Annotated in this window: 17 protein-coding genes and 1 pseudogene; 9 read left to right on the top strand and 9 right to left on the bottom strand. The window is 70.4% G+C overall.

Annotation, left to right across the window (positions count from 1 at the left end; translation table 11 throughout):
- Positions 1-120: 120 nt before the first annotated feature.
- The 4 genes from FAF44_RS30140 to FAF44_RS30125 all read left to right on the top strand — a co-directional run bounded on the left by FAF44_RS30140 (position 121) and on the right by FAF44_RS30125 (position 3,635).
- Positions 121-405, top strand: a complete 285-nt coding sequence (locus FAF44_RS30140; RefSeq protein ID WP_237106689.1) for a hypothetical protein — start codon at positions 121-123, stop codon at positions 403-405.
- 553 nt (positions 406-958) lie between these two features.
- On the top strand, positions 959-1,822 hold the full coding sequence (locus FAF44_RS30135; RefSeq protein ID WP_237106688.1) for a mechanosensitive ion channel family protein: 864 nt from the start codon (positions 959-961) through the stop codon (positions 1,820-1,822).
- 10 nt (positions 1,823-1,832) lie between these two features.
- On the top strand, positions 1,833-2,213 hold the full coding sequence (locus tag FAF44_RS30130) for a globin (RefSeq protein ID WP_237106687.1): 381 nt from the start codon (positions 1,833-1,835) through the stop codon (positions 2,211-2,213).
- Between the two features lie 18 nt (positions 2,214-2,231).
- Positions 2,232-3,635 (top strand): glycoside hydrolase family 13 protein, encoded by a 1,404-nt coding sequence (locus tag FAF44_RS30125; protein WP_237106686.1) that lies wholly within the window; start codon positions 2,232-2,234, stop codon positions 3,633-3,635.
- Here the strand turns inward: FAF44_RS30125 and FAF44_RS30120 are convergent.
- From FAF44_RS30120 to FAF44_RS30110, 3 genes are read right to left on the bottom strand one after another with little or no spacing between them, the layout of a single operon-like run.
- Positions 3,548-4,579 carry an MFS transporter gene (locus FAF44_RS30120; protein ID WP_237106685.1) on the bottom strand — a complete coding sequence of 344 codons (1,032 nt, stop codon included), beginning with the start codon at positions 4,577-4,579 and terminating at the stop codon, positions 3,548-3,550. The two genes, FAF44_RS30125 and FAF44_RS30120, sit on opposite strands and share 88 nt — an antisense overlap.
- On the bottom strand, positions 4,576-4,998 hold the full coding sequence (locus tag FAF44_RS30115; protein WP_237106684.1) for a thioesterase family protein: 423 nt from the start codon (positions 4,996-4,998) through the stop codon (positions 4,576-4,578). Before FAF44_RS30115 ends, FAF44_RS30120 begins: the two co-directional genes overlap by 4 nt.
- Positions 4,999-5,021: 23 nt before the next feature.
- The gene (locus FAF44_RS30110; RefSeq protein ID WP_237106683.1) at positions 5,022-6,458 is read right to left on the bottom strand and encodes an MFS transporter; all 1,437 of its coding nucleotides are present in this window, start codon (positions 6,456-6,458) and stop codon (positions 5,022-5,024) included.
- A 74-nt stretch (positions 6,459-6,532) separates the two neighbouring features.
- Between FAF44_RS30110 and FAF44_RS30105 the strand changes: the two genes are divergently transcribed.
- Positions 6,533-7,432 carry an SDR family oxidoreductase gene (locus FAF44_RS30105; protein ID WP_237106682.1) on the top strand — a complete coding sequence of 300 codons (900 nt, stop codon included), beginning with the start codon at positions 6,533-6,535 and terminating at the stop codon, positions 7,430-7,432.
- Between the two features lie 2 nt (positions 7,433-7,434).
- Positions 7,435-8,256, top strand: a complete 822-nt coding sequence (locus FAF44_RS30100) for a MaoC family dehydratase (protein WP_237106681.1) — start codon at positions 7,435-7,437, stop codon at positions 8,254-8,256.
- A gap of 327 nt (positions 8,257-8,583) precedes the next feature.
- On the opposite strand, the gene FAF44_RS30095 is transcribed toward FAF44_RS30100, so the two are convergent.
- Entirely contained in the window at positions 8,584-9,195 is a 612-nt protein-coding gene (locus FAF44_RS30095; RefSeq protein WP_237106680.1) for a TetR/AcrR family transcriptional regulator, read from the bottom strand.
- 109 nt (positions 9,196-9,304) lie between these two features.
- Here FAF44_RS30095 and FAF44_RS30090 point away from each other — a divergent pair, with 109 nt between their 5' ends.
- Positions 9,305-10,459, top strand: coding sequence for an acyl-CoA dehydrogenase family protein (locus FAF44_RS30090; RefSeq protein WP_237106679.1), 1,155 nt, complete (start codon positions 9,305-9,307; stop codon positions 10,457-10,459).
- Positions 10,456-12,525, top strand: a pseudogene (locus FAF44_RS30085) (acetate--CoA ligase family protein); the annotation flags it as partial. The gene FAF44_RS30090 and the pseudogene FAF44_RS30085, both read left to right, overlap by 4 nt.
- A gap of 1,148 nt (positions 12,526-13,673) precedes the next feature.
- Here FAF44_RS30085 and FAF44_RS30080 read toward each other — a convergent pair.
- Together FAF44_RS30080 and FAF44_RS30075 are read right to left on the bottom strand one after the other, a co-directional pair.
- Positions 13,674-14,081, bottom strand: coding sequence for a Zn-ribbon domain-containing OB-fold protein (locus tag FAF44_RS30080; protein WP_237106678.1), 408 nt, complete (start codon positions 14,079-14,081; stop codon positions 13,674-13,676).
- Between the two features lie 76 nt (positions 14,082-14,157).
- Entirely contained in the window at positions 14,158-14,670 is a 513-nt protein-coding gene (locus FAF44_RS30075) for a VOC family protein (RefSeq protein WP_237106677.1), read from the bottom strand.
- A gap of 151 nt (positions 14,671-14,821) precedes the next feature.
- Here FAF44_RS30075 and FAF44_RS30070 point away from each other — a divergent pair, with 151 nt between their 5' ends.
- Positions 14,822-16,141 (top strand): MFS transporter, encoded by a 1,320-nt coding sequence (locus tag FAF44_RS30070; RefSeq protein ID WP_237106676.1) that lies wholly within the window; start codon positions 14,822-14,824, stop codon positions 16,139-16,141.
- A gap of 81 nt (positions 16,142-16,222) precedes the next feature.
- Here FAF44_RS30070 and FAF44_RS30065 read toward each other — a convergent pair whose 3' ends face one another.
- The 3 genes from FAF44_RS30065 to FAF44_RS30055 all read right to left on the bottom strand — a co-directional run bounded on the left by FAF44_RS30065 (position 16,223) and on the right by FAF44_RS30055 (position 20,017).
- Positions 16,223-16,447 (bottom strand): hypothetical protein, encoded by a 225-nt coding sequence (locus tag FAF44_RS30065; protein ID WP_237106675.1) that lies wholly within the window; start codon positions 16,445-16,447, stop codon positions 16,223-16,225.
- Positions 16,448-16,748: 301 nt separating this feature from the next.
- On the bottom strand, positions 16,749-18,413 hold the full coding sequence (gene ettA, locus FAF44_RS30060) for an energy-dependent translational throttle protein EttA (RefSeq protein WP_237106674.1): 1,665 nt from the start codon (positions 18,411-18,413) through the stop codon (positions 16,749-16,751).
- 449 nt (positions 18,414-18,862) lie between these two features.
- On the bottom strand, positions 18,863-20,017 hold the full coding sequence (locus FAF44_RS30055) for a GGDEF domain-containing protein (protein ID WP_237106673.1): 1,155 nt from the start codon (positions 20,015-20,017) through the stop codon (positions 18,863-18,865).
- Positions 20,018-20,438: the final 421 nt, after the last annotated feature.

The raw sequence follows: 20,438 nt of genomic DNA, 5'->3' as shown, positions 1-20,438 counted from the left end.
TGGTTCTTACAACCCATGTGTCAGAAGCGACGCCCCGAAGGCCGTACCCCTCGTTGCGCCCGCTCTTGACTTGAGCCATCTTTGGCCCACCAGCAACGATTCCTGAGGGAGGAACGAACGGTGGGGGACGAGAACTTCGAGCACTTGGAGCGTCTGGTGGCCGAGCTCGGAGCGCGCGGGTTGCTCGCTCGAGTGGTCCAGGCCCAGAACGGACGCAGGTTCGTCAGGGTCATCAACCCGAACGCGACGAGCCTGACCGAGAACGTCACCTGCCGGCCGGCAACCGTCTCGGACATGCCCGACTGGTGGTACTGCTGGTCCTGGGGCGAGCGGATGCACACGGCCGACGACCCTGCCGGAGCCGCGACGAAGGTCGCCCGCGTACTCGCCGCCGTGGGGGAGTGACGACGCGGTGAACCGGGTGGAGCGCAGCCACCACGGCTCACCGCGTCCCACGGCGGCTTCTGGGAGCCGGCGGAGTGGCCGGTGCGGAGGGCCCGCACGCAGGGCCCTGGGCCACTCCGCCGGTTCCGGCCCGCGCAACGATCCGGCACGGCTCCGCGTACCGTGCCCGCCAAAGCCACCCGTCCGGTCCGCCGCGCGGGTGTTCGGGGGGTCCCTTCCGGAACCGCCACGGGACATGCTTCCGGGTGTGTGTCCCGCGGCGAGCCGCACGTCATCGGAGCGTCGTCTCTCGCCCTCCGCGGCCCAGAGAGACGGCGACCCCGTCTTCCCCGGCGTGATGTGACGGCGGGCGGTTCTGTCGGCGGTATTTTTGGATCGAAACGGTCCAAGAAGTTGGCCGAACCGCTTCCGGAGGGGGATCCACCTAGTGTTACTGCTGGTGACGCCGTCGCCACAGCCTTCGTCGACCTCGGTGCTGCCCGACGCCGACAAGGTGATTTCAGATGTGTCAGTGACCTGCCAAAACGATCCGGTGTGCTCTACGCTTGCCGGGATGTTTTACAACGCGCCGTGGGCACCACTGGCGGCGAGCGCCGTCGTGGTCGTCCTGATCGTCCTGCTCGCGTTCGTGCTCCGCAACGTCGCGCACCGGGTCATCACGCGCGTGGTCAACCGCGCCGCCGCGGGTGGTTCCATCACCAGCCGGTTCCGCAAGGGCATCGCGACCGACGGCATCGACGTGCTGCTGCACGAGCGGCGCAAGCAGCGGGCCGAGACGATGGGGTCGGTGCTCAAGCACGTCGCCTCCGTCGTCATCCTGGGCACCGCGGTGCTGACCGTGCTCGACCGGCTGACGATTCCCATCGCCCCGCTGCTGACGAGCGTCGGCATCCTCGGCGTGGCGATCGGCTTCGGCGCGCAGGAACTGGTGAAGGACTTCATCGCGGGCATGTTCATGCTGCTGGAGGACCAGTACGGCGTGGGCGACGTGATCGACGCGGGCCCGGCCATCGGCACGGTCGAGGCCGTGACCCTGCGCATCACCAGGCTGCGCGACGCGGACGGCCGCGTCTGGTACGTCCGCAACGGCACGATCACCCGGGTCGGCAACGAGTCGCAGGGCTGGTCACGCGCGTTCATGGACGTGCCGGTGGCCTACGACGCCGACGTGGTCGGCGTGCGGGTGCTGCTCGAGCACGTCGCCGAGGAGGTCTGGGCCGACCCCGAACTGCGCGAGTCCAAGATCGTGGAGCCACTCACGGTGTACGGCGTCGAGCAGCTCTCCGACAGCTCGCTGGTGTTCCGCATCACGGCCAAGACGCTGCCGGCCGCGCAGGCGGAGGTGGCCCGGGAACTGCGGATGCGGGTCAAGACGGCGCTCGACGACGCGGGCATCCCCATGGTCGCCAGCGCCTAAGCTAGGAACCGTGACAGAGACCTCCTTTTACGACGCCGTCGGAGGCGAGGAGACCTTCCGCCGCCTCGTGCACCGCTTCTATGAGGGGGTCGCGGACGACCCGATCCTGCGGCCGCTCTACCCGGAGTCCGATCTGACGGGCGCCGAGGAGCGGCTGCGGGGCTTCCTCATCCAGTACTGGGGCGGCCCCAAGACCTACAGCGAGCAGCGCGGGCATCCCCGGCTGCGGATGCGGCACATGCCGTTCGTGATCGGGCAGCCCGAGCACGACGCCTGGCTTCGCCACATGCGCGATGCGGTCGACACGCTCGACCTGCCGGAGGAGCTGGAGACCCGGCTTTGGGACTATCTGGTCTACGCGGCGCAGAGCTTGGTGAACTCGCCCACATAACGGGGCATGACACGCCACATGGATATCCCCTGGTGGCGTGACGCCGTCGTCTACGAGATCTACGTTCGCAGCTTCGCCGACGCCTCGGGAGACGGTGTCGGCGACCTGCCCGGGGTGCGCGAGCGCCTGCCGTACCTGCGCCGGCTGGGTGTCGACGCGATCTGGCTGACGCCGTTCTACCGCTCCCCCATGGCCGACCACGGCTACGACGTGGCCGACTACCGCGACGTGGACCCGCTGTTCGGCACGCTCTCCGACTTCGAGGCGCTGGTCGCCGACGCGCACGAGCACGGCCTCCGGGTGATCGTGGACATCGTGCCCAACCACAGCTCGTCCGAGCACCCGTGGTTCCAGGCGGCCCTGCGCGGCGAGGGACGCGATCGGTACGTCTTCCGCGACACCACCAACAACTGGCAGTCCACCTTCGGCGGCACGGCCTGGACGCAGGTGGCCGACGGGCAGTACTACCTGCACCTGTTCGCGCCCGGCCAGCCCGACTTCAACTGGCGCAATCCCGAGGTGCGCGAGGAGTTCCTCGACGTGCTGCGGTTCTGGCTGGACCGGGGCGTCGACGGGTTCCGCATCGACGTGGCGATGGGCCTGTACAAGGCGGAGGGGCTGCCCGACGTGGGCGACCAGTCGTTCAGATCGGTCTCGCCGGTGTGGGGGCAGCCGGAGGTGCACGGCGTCTACCGCGAGTGGCGGCGGGTGCTGGACGGCTATCCGGGCGAGCGGATGGCCGTGGGCGAGGTGTGGACCGACAGCCCCGAGGACCTCGCGCGCTACGTGCGGCCCGACGAGCTGCACCAGAGCTTCAACTTCGCGTGGTTGCAGGCGCCGTGGTCGGCGGCGGCGTTCCGGAAGGTGATCGACGACACGTTGGCCACGGTGCCGTTCGCGACGTGGGTGCTGTCCAACCACGACGTCGTGCGCCACCGCACCCGCTACGGGACGCCGGAGCCCGGGGTGGGCCTGGCGCGGGCCAGGGCGGCGCTGCTGACGATGCTGGCCCTGCCCGGCTCGGCCTACCTCTACCAGGGCGAGGAGCTGGGGCTGCCCGAGGTGCGCGACCTGCCGGACGCGGCCAGGCAGGACCCGGTGTTCTTCCAGTCGAACGGCGAGCAGAAAGGGCGCGACGGGTGCCGGGTGCCGATCCCGTGGACGGTGGAGCCGCCCTCCCACGGGTTCTCGCCGGGCGCGGCGGAGCCGTGGCTGCCGCAGCCGGAGTCGTTCGCGGAGCTGAGCGTCGAGAAGCAGGAGGGGGTCGCGGACTCGACGCTGGAGTTCTACCGGCGGGCGCTGACCCGCCGTCGCGAGCTGGCGGGCGAGCTTCCCTACACGTTGCGCTGGCTGGACTCGCCCGAGGGGACGCTGGTCTTCGCCCCCCAGCCCGGCCCGGCCAGCTCCCCCGCCGCGAGGTAGGCGAGCCCGTTGCCCGCGACGGTCATCACCGAGGCCAGCACGAGCATCGCCACCCCGAGCGCGCTTGCGGTGTACGCGCCGGCGACCAGCAGGGCGAGCACCGCGAGGTTCCACAGGGTGAGCAGCAGCAGGGGCCGCATGCGCAGGCCGGTCCTGTCGGACCAGCGGCCGGCCGCGATGCGGATGGCGGCCCCGCCGATGGCGGCCACCCCGAAGAGCCGGCCGGCCGCCACGTCGTCCCAGCCGTAGGTGGTGACCAGGCAGTCCACGCCGTACGTGCTGACCACGACCTGGGGCACCACGTGCAGGGCGCTGGTGGCGTGCACCCGCCAGAGCGCGGGCTGCCGGTACGGCGAGGCGGCCCGCTCGTCGTCCTGCCCGGAGGCCGTGGGCGGCGGATCGGCCATGAACAGCGCGGCCAGCACGGCGGCCAGGAGGCTCACGCCGGAGCAGAGCAGCAGCACGCCCGGCAGGCCGTGGTCGCGGGCCATGGGCGGCAGGGCGAAGGCCGCGGCGGCCATGCCGAGGGTGAAGGAGACCTGGCGCAGGCCCATGGCGACGCCGCGCTCCGGTGGCCGGAACCAGCGCAGCACGATGCGTCCGCCGCCGACCATGGCGGCCGAGCCCGCCGCGCCCGCCAGGGCCAGCAGCACGATCACCGCCCAGGTCTGCTCGACGAAGGCGGTGGCGGCGAACAGCGCGCCGGCCAGCCCGACGCCGAGGCCCAGGATCAGGCGCTCGCCGTACCGGTCGGCCAGCACGCCCCAGGCGACGAGGGCGCCCAGGATCCCGAAGGCGGGGGCGTTCGTTATCAGGCCGCCCACCGGAAGTAAGACGTTGAAATGTCGCAAAATTTCGGGCATGACCAGGGGCAAGCCGAACAGCCCCATGGCGACGCTGGCGTGCGCGTTGACACCCAGCGCCAGCATCCACCAGCGTCTCATACCGCCGCGAAGCGCTTCAGATGGGCCAGTTCGCCCTCGGTGAGCCGGCGTGGACCGGCCCGTTCGACGTCGTAGGCGGCCATGACGGACATGGCGGTGACGTAGAGCCCCTCGTCGTCGCGGATCTCGTAGCGCAGGGTGAACCGTACGGCCCTGACCTCGGTGACCCAGGTCTCGACCCGCACGGGCGCGGCGCGGAAGCCCAGCGGGCGACGGTAGTCGATCTCGTGCCTGGTCACGACCAGGCCCTTGAACGGATCGTCGCCCGCGTTGTACGGATCGATGTGGAACATGCCGAAGCGGGCGTCCTCGAGGTAGTCGAGGAAGCGCACGTTGTTCACGTGCCCTTGGGAGTCGACGTCGCCGAATCTCACCGTGCGCGGATAGATGTGCCGTTCGGCAGGGGTGCGTTCAACCACGTCCGCAACCGTACCCGTCCTGGCTAGGTGGCCTTGCGCCGGGCCAGACAGGACAGGACGGTCAGCACGGAGATCGCGGCCATGCAACCCAGGGCCCAGCGGTAGCCGGTCACGAGTTGCTCGACCGCCCCGCCCGAGAGCTGCGCCAGCGTCCCGGCGAACACGCTCTGGTGCAGCGCGGCGGGCAGCGGCGCGGTGATGATCGACAGCACCAGGCCGGTGCCCACGACGTTGCCGGTGTTCTGCAGCATGAGACGCATGGCGTTGACGATGCCGAGCCGGTTGGAGGGCAGGCCGTCGAGGATGGCGGTGGTGTTGGAGGGCAGGAAGACGCCCGAGCCGAGCCCGATGAGCACCAGCCCGATCGCGACGGCCGCGTACGGCGTGTCCGAGGACATCACGCAGAGCATCACAACCAGCCCGCACGTGGTCGTGGCGGCCCCGGCCACGGCGAGCGTGCGGGCGCTCGTCAGACGCTGCAGGAAGCCGGAGCTCACCGACCCGATCATCGCGGCGATGGCCAGCGGCAGCACCTTCAGCCCGGCCTGCACGGGCTCGTCGCCGCGCACGGCCTGGAAGTAGAGCGCGATCAGGAAGACCATGCCCATCCGGGCGACCGCGTTGAGGAACGAGGCCAGCGTGCCGAACGCGAACGCCCGCTCGCGGAACAGGCCGAGGTCCACCACCGGATGCGCCGCCCGCGACTCCCTGACCAGGAACAACGGCAGCCCGACGAGGAAGGCCGCCAGGCCGCCGAACACCAGCGGATGGTCCCAGCCGAGCCGGGTGAACTCCGACAGCGCCAGCAGCAGCCCGCCCAACGTGGCCAGGACCAGCACGTTCCCCGGCCCGTCGAGGCCGCCTTCGCGCTCGCCGGGGGTCGGCCGGGGCAGCACGAGCACGCCCCACAGCAGGCAGAGCAGCCCGAACGGCACGTTGAACCAGAACACCCAGCGCCAGCCCAGGCTCTCGGCCAGCACGCCGCCCAGCGTGGGCCCGATCAGCCCGGCGATCGAGAACGAGGCCACGTACACGCCCATCCCCTCGCCCAGGCGCTCGCGCGGGAAGGCGTCGCTGATCAGGGCGGCGCTGTTGGTGAGCAGCATCGCGCCGCCCACGGCCTGCAGCACCCGCATGAACACGATCATCCACGCGTTCGGCGCCAGCCCCGCCAGCAGGGCCGCCAGCGTGTACGTGGCCAGTCCTAACAGGTACATCCGGCGTCTGCCGAACAGATCGGCCAGCCGGCCGAAGACCACCATGAGCACGGTCGTGGTCAACTGGTAGCCCAGGAGGATCCAGCTCGCGGCCGTGGCGCCGGCGCCGGTGTGCCTGGCGATCTCGGGCAGCGCGACGTTGATGGCGCTGCCGCTGAGGCCGGTCAGCACGCTCGCCAGGCTCACGACCGACAGTGTTCGCCAGGCGTCGCGGGTGGATGTGGTGGTGGTCGTCGCCGGCAAGGGCTCTGTCCTTTCTAGATTTTAATACTAGAATCCAATTCACATCGTCAGCCGGTCAAGGATCGAGGTGTCGGATGAGCGGGATCGTCGAAGGACGCGTGGTGATCGTCACGGGTGCGGCCAGGGGCATCGGACGGGGACACGCGCTGGAGTTCGCCAGACAAGGTGCGAAGGTGGTGGTCAACGACCTCGGCGCGGAAGTGGACGGCACCGGCTCGTCCGGGGCAGCGGCGGAGGTGGTGGCGGAGATCGAGGCCATGGGCGGCCGGGCCGTCGTCAACGGCGAGGACGTCTCCGACTTCGACGGCGCCGAACGGCTGGTGCGCGCCGCCATCGACCACTTCGGCGACCTCGACGTGCTGGTCAACAACGCCGGCATCCTGCGCGACCGGATGCTCGTCAACATGACCGCCGACGAGTGGGACTCCGTCATCAAGGTGCACCTGCGTGGCACCTTCGCGCCGCTGCGGCATGCCGCGGCCTACTGGCGTTCGAAGGCGAAAGCGGGCGAACAGGTGGATGCCCGGATCATCAACACCACCTCGTCCTCGGGCATTTACGGTAACCCGGGCCAGGGCAACTACGGAGCCGCCAAGGCGGGCATCGCCGGCCTGACCGTCATCGCGGCCAGGGAACTGGAGCGCTACGGCGTCACCGTGAACGCCGTCGCCCCCGCCGCCCTGACCCGCATGACCGAGAACCTGCTGCCCGCCGGCGCCACCGGCGCCGACCCCGACGACATCGCGCCGCTCGTCGTCTGGCTCGCCAGCGCCGAGGCCCGCGCGATCACCGGACGGGTGTTCAACGTACGCGGCGGCAGGATCAGCGTGGCCGAGGGCTGGCACGCCGGCCCCGGCGCGGACAAGGGCAGCCGCTGGGACCCGGCCGAGCTGGGCGCGGTCGTCCCCGCCCTCGTCGACAAGGCCGCGCCCAACGCGCTCACCAACGGCCGCATCCCCGGGCGGGAGGACTGACGATGGCACTCGACCACTCGCTCGTCGGCGAGGACGGGCCCCCGCACGAGCGCACCTGGACCGCCAAGGACACCATGCTGTACGCCCTCGGCGTCGGAGCGGGCACCTCCGAGCTGGAGTTCACCACCGAGAAGGGGCAGCGGGTGCTGCCGACCTTCGCCGTCCTGGCGGCGCAGGCACCCGGACGCCGGCGGCTCGGCGACTTCGACCCCGCGCTGCTCGTCCACGCCGAACAGGGCTTCGAGCTGCACCGCGAGCTGCCGCCCGCCGGAGGCGTGCGCACCTCCTCCCGGGTCACCGGGATCTACGACAAAGGCTCGGGGGCGCTGGTCACCTCCGAGGCGCGGGCCGTCGATCCCTCGACCGGGGAGCTGGTGATCACCTCCCACAGCTCCGTCTTCATCCGGGGCGAGGGCGGCTTCGGCGGCGAGCGCGGGCCCCGCGACACCTGGGCCCCGCCCGACCGGGCCCCCGACCACAAGGCCAGCTACCCGACGCTGCCCGAGCAGGCGCTGCTCTACCGGCTGTCCGGCGACTACAACCCGCTGCACAGCGACCCGTCCTTCGCCGCCAGGGCCGGGTTCGATCGGCCCATCCTGCACGGGCTGTGCACGTACGGGGTGACGGGACGGGCGCTGCTGCACGCCGTGGCGGGCTCGGACCCGGGGCGCTTCAAGGGGATGTCGGGGCGGTTCTCCAGCCCGGTGTTCCCCGGGGAGTCGCTGACGGTGTCGATCTGGGTGGACGGGGCGGAGGTGTGGTTCCGGACGTCCAAGGACGACGGGACGGTGGTGATCGATCGAGGGCGGGCGACGATCGCCTGAGGGTCCGGCTCCTGGGCGTGATGACCGCCCAGGACCGTCCACATCACGCCGGACGCCACCGCACCACGTCCCGCCGACCCGGCGCCGGTCATGTCCGCGACGTGCGCGGCGCAGGCCGGGACGCGGGGTGCAGCCCGGCGAGCGGGGCAGGCCGCGACGGCCCGGCAACCCGCCCGCCGGGCGAGCGGGCTGCCCAGGCGAACGGGTTTCCCGGGCGGGTGGCTTGCCTGGGTGAACGGCTGGCCCGAGTGGGCGGCTTGCTCAGGGGAACCGGTTACCCAGGCGAACGGGGTACCCAGGCGAACAAGTTGTTCCCAGGTGGGTGGGTTAGGGGTGGTTGAGGGTGCGGAGGGGGTCGAGGCGGTGGATCAGGGTGACGGCGGCCTCGATGACCTCCTGGGCCTCGTCCTCGCTGTCGGACGTGGCGACCTCGCGCGCGGCCTCGCCGATGATGCTGGTGAGCACGGCCACCGTGAAGCGGTCGAGGGGCTCGCCGCCGGCCCCGAGTAGCACGGCGTTCTGGCGCACCCACTCCCGGCCGCGCGTGCGGCGGATGAGCTCGAAGCCGGGCGGGCCGTCGCCGTCGATGAAGAGCCGGACCAGGTCGCGGCGTTCCCAGGCGCCCGCGAGGTAGGCCCGCGCCCCCGCGATGAGCAGTTCCACCGGGTCGGCCACGCCCTCCTTCTTGGCCTTGGCCACGCTGGAGGCGGACGCCTGCTCGTGGGCGACCTGGTGGTCTTCGTAGAGGGCGAGGAAGAGTTCGGTCTTGCCGCCGAAGTGGTGGTAGAGGCTGCCGACGCTGGAGCCGGCGCGGGCGACGACCTCGGAGACGTTGGCCTCGGCGAAGCCGTGCTCGCTGAAGACCTCGCGAGCCGCCTGCAGCATGCTCTTGCGGGTCTGCGCCGTCCGGCTCCACTCCCACGAGGACTTACGTACCATGCCAGCCATCCTAGCCCGCCAAATTCTAGAATCAGATTCTTGACACGGGCCCGCATCGGTTGGAATGTCTTCCTAGAGAACAATTCTAGAAATTTGCCAGGAGGCGGCTGTGGACTTCTCTCTCACCCCGGAGGAACGGCAGATCCGCGACACCGTCCGCGCCTTCATCGAGAAGGAGGTCATGCCGCTGGAGCCCGAGGTCCTGCGCAACGAGCGCGAGGGCCGCCCGGCGCTGGCCCCCGACGTCCTGCGCGACCTTCGCGCCAAGGCCAGGAAGTCCGGGTTCTGGGGGATCAACACCCCCGAGGAGTACGGCGGCGCGGCGCTCGGCCCGATCATGTCCGCGATCATCGCCATGGAGATCGGCCGGACGTTCGTGCCGTTCTCGTTCGGCGGCAGCGCCGACAACATCCTGTACGCCGGCACCGACGAGCAGAAGCGGCGTTATCTGATCCCGACCATCGAGGGCGAGCGCCGCTCCTGCTTCGCCATCACCGAACCCGGCGCCGGCTCCGACGCCCGCAACATCCGCGCCAAGGCCGTGCGCGACGGCTCGGAGTGGGTCATCAGCGGCGAGAAGACGTTCATCACCGGCGGCAACGAGGCGGACTTCGTCATGGTGTTCGCCCTGGCCGGGGAGCACGGCGTCACCTGCTTCCTGGTCGACCGCGACATGGGCTGGAAGTCCGAGCCCATCCCGACGATGGGCCAGTGGGGCCCGGCCTCGCTGGTGTTCGAGGACGTCCGGGTGCCGGAGGAGAACATCCTCGGCGAGCTCGGCAAGGGCTTCGAGCTGGCCATGCAGTGGATCGGCCAGGGCCGGTACATGATCCCGGCCCGCGCCATCGGCTCGTCCGAGCGCATGCTGCAGATGGCCGTCGACTACGCCAAGATCCGCAAGTCCATGGGCCAGACGATCTCCAACTACCAGGCCATCCAGTGGATGATCGCCGACTCCCAGGTGGAGATCGAGGCGGCCAAGTGGCTGACGCTCTACGCGGCCTGGCGGGTGGGCCAGGGCCTGGACGCCCGGCACGCCTCCTCGATCGCCAAGCTGAACGGCGCCGTCATGGCCAACCAGGTCGTGGACCGGGTGCTGCAGATCCACGGGGGTATGGGCTACACGAAGGAGCTGCCGATCGAACGGTGGTACCGCGAGTTGCGGCTGCTGCGCATCTTCGAGGGGACCGACGAGATCCAGCGCCGTACGATCGCCCGCAACCTCATCAAGGGCCACGCCCGGCTGGGCCTTATCGGGGAATGACGCACATGTCGGTAGGGGAGCTGTTCAATCCGCGTTCGATCGCCCTGGTCGGGGCCACGGACAAGTCGGGATGGTCGATCAGCACACTGGCCAACCTGCGGGCCCACGGGTTCCCCGGGCCCGTCCACCTGGTCAACCCGCGGGGTGGGGTGGTGCACGGCCAGCCCGCCTACCGGAGCCTGACGGAGCTGCCCGAGCCGGTGGACCTGGCGTACGTGATGGTGCCGACCGCGGCCGTGCTCGGCGTGCTGCGTGAGGGGGCCAAGCTGGGGATCCGGTGCTACGTGATCCTCACGGCCGGGTTCGGGGAGTCCGGGGCCGAGGGGGCGCGGCTGGAGGCTGAGGTCACGGCCTTCGCCTCCGAGAACGGGCTGACGATCCTCGGGCCCAACGGCAACGGGTACATCAACGCCGCCGCCGGCGTGACCCCGTACGGGCTGCCCATCCCCCGTCCGCTGCTGCGCGGCGCGGTCGGCGTGGTGCTGCAGAGCGGGGCGCTGGCCAGTTCGGTGCTGGGGTTCGCGCAGGCCCGCAACGTGGGTGTGAGCCTGCTGACCTCGATGGGCAACGAGTCGGTCCTCACCGTCACCGACGTGCTCGGCTACCTGGTGGACGATCCGGCCACCAAGGTCATCGCGCTGTTCCTGGAGACGATCAGGAACCCGGCCGAGTTCTCCCGCGTGGCGCGACGGGCGCTGGAGGCCGGCAAGCCGATCGTGGCGCTCAAGATCGGGCGCAGCCGGCTGGCCTCGCACACCGCGCAGGCGCACACCGGCGCGCTCGTGGGCGACGACGACGTCATCGACGCCGCGCTGCGGCAGCTCGGCGTGATCAGGGTGCGCTCGCTGGAGGACCTGATCATCACGGCGGGCCTGCTGGCGTCCTCGGGGCCGCTGCCGGGACGGCGGGTCGGGGTCGTCACGCCGTCGGGCGGCGCCTCGGAGATCATCGCGGACCGGGCCGAGGACGAGGGGCTGGAGCTGCCGCCGTTCGCGCCGGAGACGGTGGCGCGGCTGGCGGAGATCGTCCCGGCGTTCGGGACGGTGCAGAACCCCCTCGACGTCACCGGCTACGTGCTCATCGACCGCACCCTGCTCGGCCGGGCGCTGGAGGCGGTGAGCGCCGATCCGGGGATCGACGTCGTCATGCTGCTGTCGGAGCCGCCCAAGCTGGCCCCGCCCGACCCGGCCCCGGTGCTGGCGACGTACTCGGCCAGCGCGGCGCGGATCGCCTCGTCGCCGGTGCCGGTCGTGGTGGTGAGCAACGTCCTGACCGACGTGACGGAGTTCGGGCGCCGGGTGCAGGAGGAGACCGGCTTCCCGTACGTGGCGGGCGGGATCGAGCACGGGCTGCACGCCATCGGGGCGGCCGTGCGGTGGTCGGAGCTGCGGGCCCGGGTGCTGTCGCGGCCCACGCCGCTCCCCCGCACCGCTGCGCCACCCGCCGGGGCGAGCGGGACGTGGACCGAGCACCGGGCCGCCGCGCTGCTGGCCTCGGCCGGGCTGCCGGTGGTGCCGTCGGAGGCGGCCGGCGACGAGTCGGCGGCGGTGGCGGCGGCCGAGCGGCTGGGTTATCCCGTGGTGCTCAAGGCCGCCGCCGAGGGGCTCGCGCACAAGAGCGACGTCGGCGGGGTCCGGCTCGGGCTCGGCGGGGCGGAGGACGTCCGGCGGGCCTACCGGGAGATGGCCGCCGCGATCCCCGCGCTCGACGGCGTGCTCGTGCAACCGCAGCGCGGCGGCGGGATCGAGCTGCTGGTCGGCGTCGTACGCGACCCGGCCTGGGGGCTCACGCTGGCCGTGGGGCTGGGCGGGGTCTGGGTGGAGGTGCTGCGCGACACGGCCCTGCGGGTGCTCCCGGTGGACGCCGGCGAGGTGCGCGCAGCACTGTCGGAGCTGCGTGGGGCCGCGCTGCTGACCGGCGTCAGGGGCGGCGAGCCGGCCGACCTGGACGCGGTGGCCGGCGTGGTGGCCCGGATCGCGGCGTTCGCCGAGTCGCTGGGCGACGGGCTGGAGTCCCTGGAGATCAACCCGCTGCTCGTCCGGGGCTCGGCGGTCGAGGCGCTGGACGCGCTGATCACCTGGCGCCGACGGTCAGGGCAGGCGGTTGGCCAGCACCAGGGTGGCGGCCGAGGCGAACATGCCGCCGTTGCCCAGCACCACGCTCAGCTCCACGTCCGGCACCTGTGCCGCCGCCTCGCCGCGGAGCTGGCGCACCGACTCCTGGATGGCGAACATGCCGTACATCCCGGTGTGCGTGTACGACAGCCCGCCGCCGTTGGTGTTCAGCGGCAGCCGGCCGCCGGGCGAGGTGTGGCCGTCGGCGATGAACGCGCCGGCCTCGCCGCGGCCGACGAAGCCGAGGTCCTCCAGGCCGTAGATGGGGACGTGGGCGAAGGCGTCGTACACCATGAGGTGGTCCACGTCCTCGTGGGTGATCTTGGCTTCGGCGAAGGCGGCCTCGCCGGACAGGCGGAAGCCCTTGGAGGTGGTGAAGTCCTCCATCTGCGAGATGATCGGCGACTCGGCGGACTCGCCCGAGCCCAGCAGGTAGACCGGCGACCGGCGGGCCCGCTCCTCGGAGGTGACGACGAGCGCGCCCCCGCCGTCGGTGACCAGGCAGCACTCCAGCAGGTGGAAGGGGTAGGCGACCATCCGCGAGGCGAGCACGTCCTCGACCGTGATCAGGTCCTGGTACATGGCCCGCGGGTTGAGGTGCGCCCAGCGCCGCTGCGCCACCGCGACCTCGGCGAGTTGCTCGTGGGTGAGGCCGGTCTCCTTCATGTAGCGCAGCGCCGTGATCGTGAACGACGTGGACGGCCCGACGACCCCGTACGGCAGCTCGAACTGCCCGAGCAGCGAGTCGGCGCCCATCCCGAACCGTCCGGCCCCGACCCGCGACCGCCCCGACTCCCCGTGGGTGATCAGCACCGTACGGCACAGTCCGGCCCTGATGGCGGCGGCCGCGTGCCGCACGTGGAACAGGAACGACGAGCCGCCCACCCCCGTGCCGTCCAGCCAGGCGGGGGTGATGCCGAGGGCGTGGGCGATCTGGATCGGGCCCGGGGTGCCGACCGTGGCGATGCCGTCGATGTCGTGGATGGTCATGTTCGCATCGGCGAGGGCGTTCCTGGCGGCCTCCAGGTGCAACTGGGTCGTGGAGTGGCCCGGCAGGCGGCCCAGCTCGTCGGTCTCGGCGGCGCCCGCGATCACGACGGTCATCGGGCGCCTCCGGCGGGCTCGAAGAGCGGCACGCTGACGTCCCCGCGTTGCTCGAACACCACGCGCAGCTCCATGTCCAGCGGCAGGTGCTCCGGGGTGGCGGGCACGCCGACGATGTTGGTCATCATGCGCACGCCCTCCTCCAGCTCCACGACGGCGATCGGGTACGGGGCCTCGTTCTCGAAGCCGGGCGCGGGGCGGTGGTTGAGCACGTAGGAGTACAGGGTCGCGCGTCCGCTGGCGCGGACCCATTCGACCTGGTCGCCGCCGCAGCGGGGGCAGCTCGGCCGCGGGTAGAAGTAGTGCCGCGCGCACGGTCGGCAGCGTTGGATCCGCAGCTCTCCCGCGGCCGTGCCGTCCCAGAACGGCTGGGTCTCGGGCGTGGGCTTAGGTGCCGGCTTCATCGGCCTCCCCAATCCTAGTTCTAGAATTCCACTCTAGATCTAGGTTCTGCCGCGGCTCAAGGCCCCAGGAGGCCGTTCAGGGACTCGGGACGCCGTTGCCGTTCCTGCCGCGCCCGGCCAGCACGTCCTCCAGGGCCGGACGCGGCTCGCCCGGGTCGCGCCCGCCCGGCTGGGCGAGCTGGATCAGCACCCCGTGCGCCTCCTTGGGGTGCAGGAACACCTCCCGCCAGCGCGCGTCGGACCGGTTGAGCCCGTGCAGCCGGTAGCCGCGCTCGGTCAGCCTGGCCACGGCCGCGTCCAGGTCGCTGACATGGAAGTTCAGGTGGTGGACGCCGCCCCGGCCCCTGGTGAGCTCGAAGAAGCTGTCGAAGAAGGTGGATCCGGCCAGCGGCTCCATGAGTTCGACCTTGCCGCCGTTGCCGTAGGTGAGCTGCAGGGTGCGATACCCGGCGGCCCGGTTGTCGCCGCCGCCGCCGAGATGCCGGCCGCCGAGCAGGTCGCGGTAGATCGGCAGCAGGTCCCTGATCCGGGGCGCCGCCACGGCCGTGTGGTCGAAGTGCACGTCCAGGCCGTCGAGTTCCAGGTCCACGCGGGGGGCTCCTCACTTCGGAAATCCTAGAATTTCATTCTAGCCGCTCACCCTTGACGGACACCGGAGGTGAGGCGCAGCATCACAGAAATGAATTCTAGAGCTAGCTTCTAGAACGCACGGGGGCCCAGCCCGACCAGAAAGGCTAGCCATGAGGCTGTCCTACGTCCGCGAGCTCGACGAGTACCCGACCGGCGCACGCCGCATGAAGATCCTCACCATGGCCGTGCTGGCCATCCTCATCGGCTCCTACGAAGGGCAGATCGCGCCCGTCGTCCCTCTGCTGCTCAAAGACCTCGACATGACGCTGACCACCTACGGCGCGGTGTCCGGAGCGGCGGCCGTGGCCGGGGCGATCGCCTCCATCCTGGGCGGCCGGCTCACCGACCGGGTCGGCAGGGTCCGGCTGCTGATCCCGCTCATGGCGCTGACGGCCGTGTGCTGCTTCGCCATGACGCTCGTACACAGCCCGCGCGACCTGCTGATCGCGCGGATCGTGCTGGCGTTCGTGGACGGCGTCGCCATGGCCAGCACCGCCCCGCTCATCAGGGACTTCTCCCCGCGCCTCGGGCGGGCCCAGGCGTTCGGCTTCTGGACCTGGGGCCCCGTCGGCGCGAACTTCCTGGCCGCCGCCATCGCCGGCTGGACCCTGCCGATCTTCAACGACTCGTGGCGCTCCCAGTTCGTCATCATGGGCTGCTTCTCCCTCGTCATCTCGGTGGTCATCGCGCTCAACATCGCCGACCTGTCGCCCGAACTGCGCGCCCGCATCCAGCACACCGAGCGGGCCGCCACCGACGTCGTGGACCTCACCCAACCGGCCCGCGTCCGCTCGCTGTTCCTGCGGCGCAACATCTGGGCGCACGTCGTCGGCATCTCGCTGTGGCTGGTGCTCTACCTGACGCTGTCGCTGTTCGGGCAGACGATGCTGGTCGGGGCGCTCGGCGTGAGCAGCGCGGAAGCGTCCACGATCATGGCGGCGTTCTGGAGCCTCAACCTGATCACGCTGATCGTGACCGGCCGGCTGTCCGACCGCACGCAGCTCCGCAAGCCGTTCTGCCTCGGGGGCACGGTCTCGGCGGTACTCGTCACGGCGTACCTGGCCGTCTCGCTCGGGCAGGAGGGCGTCTCCACCGGCGAGCTCATGGTGGTCGGCGCGCTGCTCGGCGGCTCGCTCGGCGTCACGTACGCCCCCTGGATGGCCAACTACTCCGAGGACGCCGAGGACGCCGACCCCCGGCTCCAGGGCACGGCGTGGGGGCTGTTCGGATTCCTCAGCAAGGGCATCGCCGTCATCGGGCTGCTGGTCATCCCGCACGTCGTGGAGGCCACGAACTGGCAGACGTGGCTGTTCGTGGCGCTGGGCTGCCTGGTGCTGTTCCTCCCGGCGGTGGTGATGTTCAACGGGCCGTGGCGGCGACGTCCCGCCACCGCTCCCGCCACCGTCGGCGCCGGCCAGGTGGAGAGCTGAGGCTCCCCCTCACCCGGGGGGCTTCACAGGTGGGGCACAAGGCTCCTCCAGCATCTCCCCGGGTGTTCGGGCGGGAGGAGTTCAGGCGTGCTCGAGGTGCTCGGGGTCGATCACTGGGGCGAGGAGGCGTACCTGGCGCTGGTCGGTGCCGGCCCGCTGGCGGAGAACGAGCCGGCCGGCATGACCACCGTCGAACCGGACGTCCTCGGCAAGGTGCTGCGGCGACTGGCGGACCGCGGGCTGATCAGCCGCCTGCCCGGTCAGCCGGCACGCGGAGCCACAACGACTCCCGACACGCGCGAGCACGACAGTCCCCAACCCGGGGAAGCACGACGACCCCTGACACGCAGAGGCACAACCACTCCCGACACGTGCGAGCGGGGCAGTCCGCGGGGGCACGACAGCCCCTGGCTCGAAGGAACACAGCGACCCCGACACCCGGCCGTCCAGCCCCGTCCCGCAGGTGCACGGCGAAGGTCCGTGATGCCCGCACGCCCACGACAGGACCCGCCCCTCACACGCGAACGACCCATGAACCATAGGTGTGATCCATGGGTCGTCAACCCGCCGGAAACCGTTTGCCCGAACGGCCCGGCGGAACGAGTGATCAGTCGCGGTGCAGCTTGCGGTAGGTCACCCGGTGCGGACGCGCCGCATCAGCACCCAGCCGCTCGATCTTGTTCTTCTCGTAGTCCGCGAAGTTCCCCTCGAACCAGAACCAGTTGGACCCTTCCTCCCAAGCCAGGATGTGGGTCGCGATGCGGTCGAGGAACCACCGGTCGTGCGAGGTGATCACGGCGCAGCCCGGGAAGTCGAGCAGCGCGTTCTCCAGCGACGACAGCGTCTCGGTGTCGAGGTCGTTGGTGGGCTCGTCGAGCAGCAGCACGTTGCCGCCCTGCTTGAGGGTGAGCGCCAGGTTGAGCCGGTTACGCTCGCCGCCCGACAACACCCCGGCCTTCTTCTGCTGGTCGGGGCCCTTGAACCCGAACGCCGCGATGTACGCCCGCGACGGCATCTCGACGTTGCCGACCTTGATGTGGTCGAGCCCGTCGGAGACGACCTCCCAGACGTTCTTGGTGGCGTCGATGCCGCCCCGGCTCTGGTCGGCGTAGGAGATCTTGACCGTGTCACCGACGATGATCGCACCGGCGTCGGGCGTCTCGCTGCTGGTGATCATGCGGAACAGCGTGGTCTTGCCGACGCCGTTGGGGCCGATGATGCCGACGATGCCGTTACGCGGCAGGTCGAACGTGAGCCCCTCCATCAGCAGCCGGTCGCCGAACCCCTTGGTCAGCTCGTCGGCCTTGATCACCGTAGTGCCCAGGCGGGGGCCCGGCGGGATCTGGATCTCCTCGAAGTCGAGCTTGCGGAACTTGTCGGCCTCGGCCGCCATCTCCTCGTAGCGCTGGAGCCGGGCCTTGCTCTTGGTCTGGCGGGCCTTCGGGTTGGAGCGGACCCACTCCAGTTCGTCCTCGAGGCGCTTCTTGCGCTTGACGTCCTTCTGCCCTTCGACCTTGAGCCGCTGGGCCTTGGCCTCCAGGTAGGTGGAGTAGTTGCCCTCGTACGAGTGCGCGCGGCCCCGGTCGAGCTCCAGGATCCAGCCGGCGACGTTGTCGAGGAAGTAGCGGTCGTGGGTGACGGCCAGGACCGTGCCGGCGTACTTCTCCAGGTGCTGCTCCAGCCACTGGACGCTCTCGGCGTCGAGGTGGTTGGTGGGCTCGTCGAGCAGCAGCAGGTCGGGCGCTTCCAGCAGCAGCTTGCACAGCGCGACCCGGCGGCGCTCGCCACCGGACAGCTTGCTCACCTCGGCGTCGGGCGGCGGGCAGCGCAGCGCGTCCATGGCCTGCTCGAGCTGACTGTCGAGGTCCCACGCGTTGCGGTGCTCAAGCTGCTCCTGCAGCTTGCCCATCTCCTCCAGCAACCCGTCGCTGTAGTCGGTGGCCATCTGCTCGGCGATGTCGTTGTAACGCTGAAGCATCGCCATCGTCTCGGCGACGCCTTCCTGGACGTTGCCGAGGACGGTCTTCTCCTCGTTGAGCGGCGGCTCCTGCTGGAGCATGCCGACCGTGAAGCCCGGCATCAACATGGCATCGCCGTTGGACGGCTGCTCCAGGCCGGCCATCATCCGGAGCAGCGTCGACTTCCCGGTGCCGTTCGGCCCCAGGACACCGATCTTGGCTCCGGGCAGGAACGACAGGGTGACGTTGTCAAGCACAACCTTGTCGCCGTGCGCCTTGCGCACGCGCTGCAGCGTGTAGATGTACTCCGGCATGCCCTCTAGCTTAGGGGCTCCCGAACCTGGCTTCCGCCGCTCCTCCCGAGCGGCGACCGTACCGGCACGAGCCACACGGACGATCGCCGCTCCCACCACGTCCATGACGCCGCCGTGCCGCTCTGCGAGAGAGACACCCGCCGTCACCGACGCACCGAGAACACGTGCTCGCACCACAGCCGGCCCACGGTTGGAAGCCCGAGCCGAGGGGCCGAACGATCAGGAGGCGAATGTCACAAGCACGACGAGCGCAGAGGCGGCGATCCGGAAGCGGACCTCGAACGCACGAGAACCCCGAACACAACGATCATGAACCAGCGCACGCGCCCGTTGACCGAGCCGCCGGCCGATCACGAGCCGAGCAGGGGCTCCATCAGGGGTCATCCATGCGGAGAAGAACCAGGTGGGAGAGGCGGATGAAACCATTCAAGCGCAGAGAGGGAAGGGTGTCAGGGGCTGGTGTCGTCGGCGATGGGGCGGGGAGGCGGCTGGACGACGGGGATGCAGACGCGATCCCGGCCGAGTTCCTTGGCGCGGTAGAGAGCCAGGTCGGCAGCCGCCAGCAGGTCGATGAGATCGTCACCGTGCACGCTCATCAGCGCCACCCCGACCGAGATCGTGACCCTGACCAGGGTCTCGTCCACCGGGATGGTCATGTGCCCGACGCGGACCCGCAGACGTTCGGCGACCCGGCGAGCCTCGTCGATGTCGGCCCCCGGCAGCAGGACCACGAACTCCTCACCCCCGAACCGGCCCACCACGTCGTACTCGCGAAGCTGGCCCCGCAACGTGGCGGCCACCCCGACCAGGACCTGATCGCCGACGAGGTGGCCGTGAGCGTCGTTGACGCGTTTGAAGTGGTCGATGTCGACGATCAGGAGCGCCAGGGTGTCGCCGGTGCGGCGGGCCCGGACGATCTCGGTGTCCGCCTCACGCTGCCAGGCCGCCGCGTTGAGCAACCCGGTCTTGGCGTCCGTACGGGCCGCGGCCTGGAGTTGGGCGTGCAGGAGGCTGCGTTGCAGCAGCACCACCGGCGGCAGCGCGAGCAGCAGCAGGCCCAGGTTGACACCGCAACTGATGGAGACCGTGACCCCCAGGCACAGCTCGACGATGTCCAGCCTCATGCTCTCCCGGTCCCACAACACCTCCTTCCACGGACTCTCGGGGTCGGCCGTGTGCGCGGCGATGGCGATGAGGGCGATGTTGAGCAGGGAGAACAGCACGGCCGCCGCCACCGCGTAGAGGATCGGCAGCGCGCTGCCCCGCGACAGCGCCCACGGATCGTCCACGAGGTGATGGAAGACGAAGGACGCCGTGCACCCGGCCAGCCCGATGGCGGCGGAGCTGAACACGCGCCGGTAGACCACCGTCGCCCGCACCCGCAACTGGAGCAGTATCTGCAGGACGATGGGCGCGAACAGCGCGTAGACCGGCGGCAGGAGCAGCGCCACCGGCAACCACCAGGCCGACAGCAGATCACGTGACACACCGGCGGGCATGCCCAGCCGCCTGCTCGCCTCGATGCACACCGCACCGCAGCCCATGAGGGCGATGAACGTGAAGATGTCCCGCCACTGGAAGGCGGTGGACGAGGACAAGAGCACGATGGCGGCGAGATCAAGTGCGACAATCGCACACAGATACACCACAAGTGGCCGACGTTGCCCCAGCAACGGCCAACGATCGGCCAATGTTGACACACCGTCGTGAGACTTGATCGAAGCGTGACTGGTCACCACCATCCCGTCTCCCCTCTGACTAACGATGTGTAACACAATAATTGCGGAGTGTGCGTCGCGCGACGGGAACCGCTACGTTGGCAGGACCACGCCCGCTCACTCCACGAGCGGGCCGTGATGAAGAGCAGTGCCGGAAAGGAGCAGCCATGGTGCGGGGCGTGACCTGGACCTGACAGATGCTCTAGCCATCTGACGCGGGCAACACATCATCGGCCGCCCCTCGGGGTGAAAACGGGAACCCGGCCGATGCCCCCTCCCCCTCCATCCCGACGAAATCCCCTTGTAC

The sequence above is a fragment of the Nonomuraea sp. MG754425 genome (assembly GCF_021699195.1).
GTDB lineage: Bacteria > Actinomycetota > Actinomycetes > Streptosporangiales > Streptosporangiaceae > Nonomuraea.
Note: the sequence above shows the minus strand (reverse complement) of the source record. Positions and strands in the feature narration are given on the sequence as shown.

Excerpts from the sequence above, each read along its gene's own strand:
- FAF44_RS30125 (WP_237106686.1), top strand. The coding sequence starts at position 2,232 with ATGGATATCCCCTGGTGGCGTGACGCCGTCGTCTACGAGATCTACGTT.
- FAF44_RS30095 (WP_237106680.1), bottom strand. The coding sequence starts at position 9,195 with ATGGTACGTAAGTCCTCGTGGGAGTGGAGCCGGACGGCGCAGACCCGC.
- FAF44_RS30135 (WP_237106688.1), top strand. The coding sequence starts at position 959 with ATGTTTTACAACGCGCCGTGGGCACCACTGGCGGCGAGCGCCGTCGTG.
- FAF44_RS30100 (WP_237106681.1), top strand. The coding sequence starts at position 7,435 with ATGGCACTCGACCACTCGCTCGTCGGCGAGGACGGGCCCCCGCACGAG.
- FAF44_RS30120 (WP_237106685.1), bottom strand. The coding sequence starts at position 4,579 with ATGAGACGCTGGTGGATGCTGGCGCTGGGTGTCAACGCGCACGCCAGC.
- FAF44_RS30080 (WP_237106678.1), bottom strand. The coding sequence starts at position 14,081 with ATGAAGCCGGCACCTAAGCCCACGCCCGAGACCCAGCCGTTCTGGGAC.
- ettA (WP_237106674.1), bottom strand. The coding sequence starts at position 18,413 with ATGCCGGAGTACATCTACACGCTGCAGCGCGTGCGCAAGGCGCACGGC.
- FAF44_RS30105 (WP_237106682.1), top strand. The coding sequence starts at position 6,533 with ATGAGCGGGATCGTCGAAGGACGCGTGGTGATCGTCACGGGTGCGGCC.
- FAF44_RS30070 (WP_237106676.1), top strand. The coding sequence starts at position 14,822 with ATGAGGCTGTCCTACGTCCGCGAGCTCGACGAGTACCCGACCGGCGCA.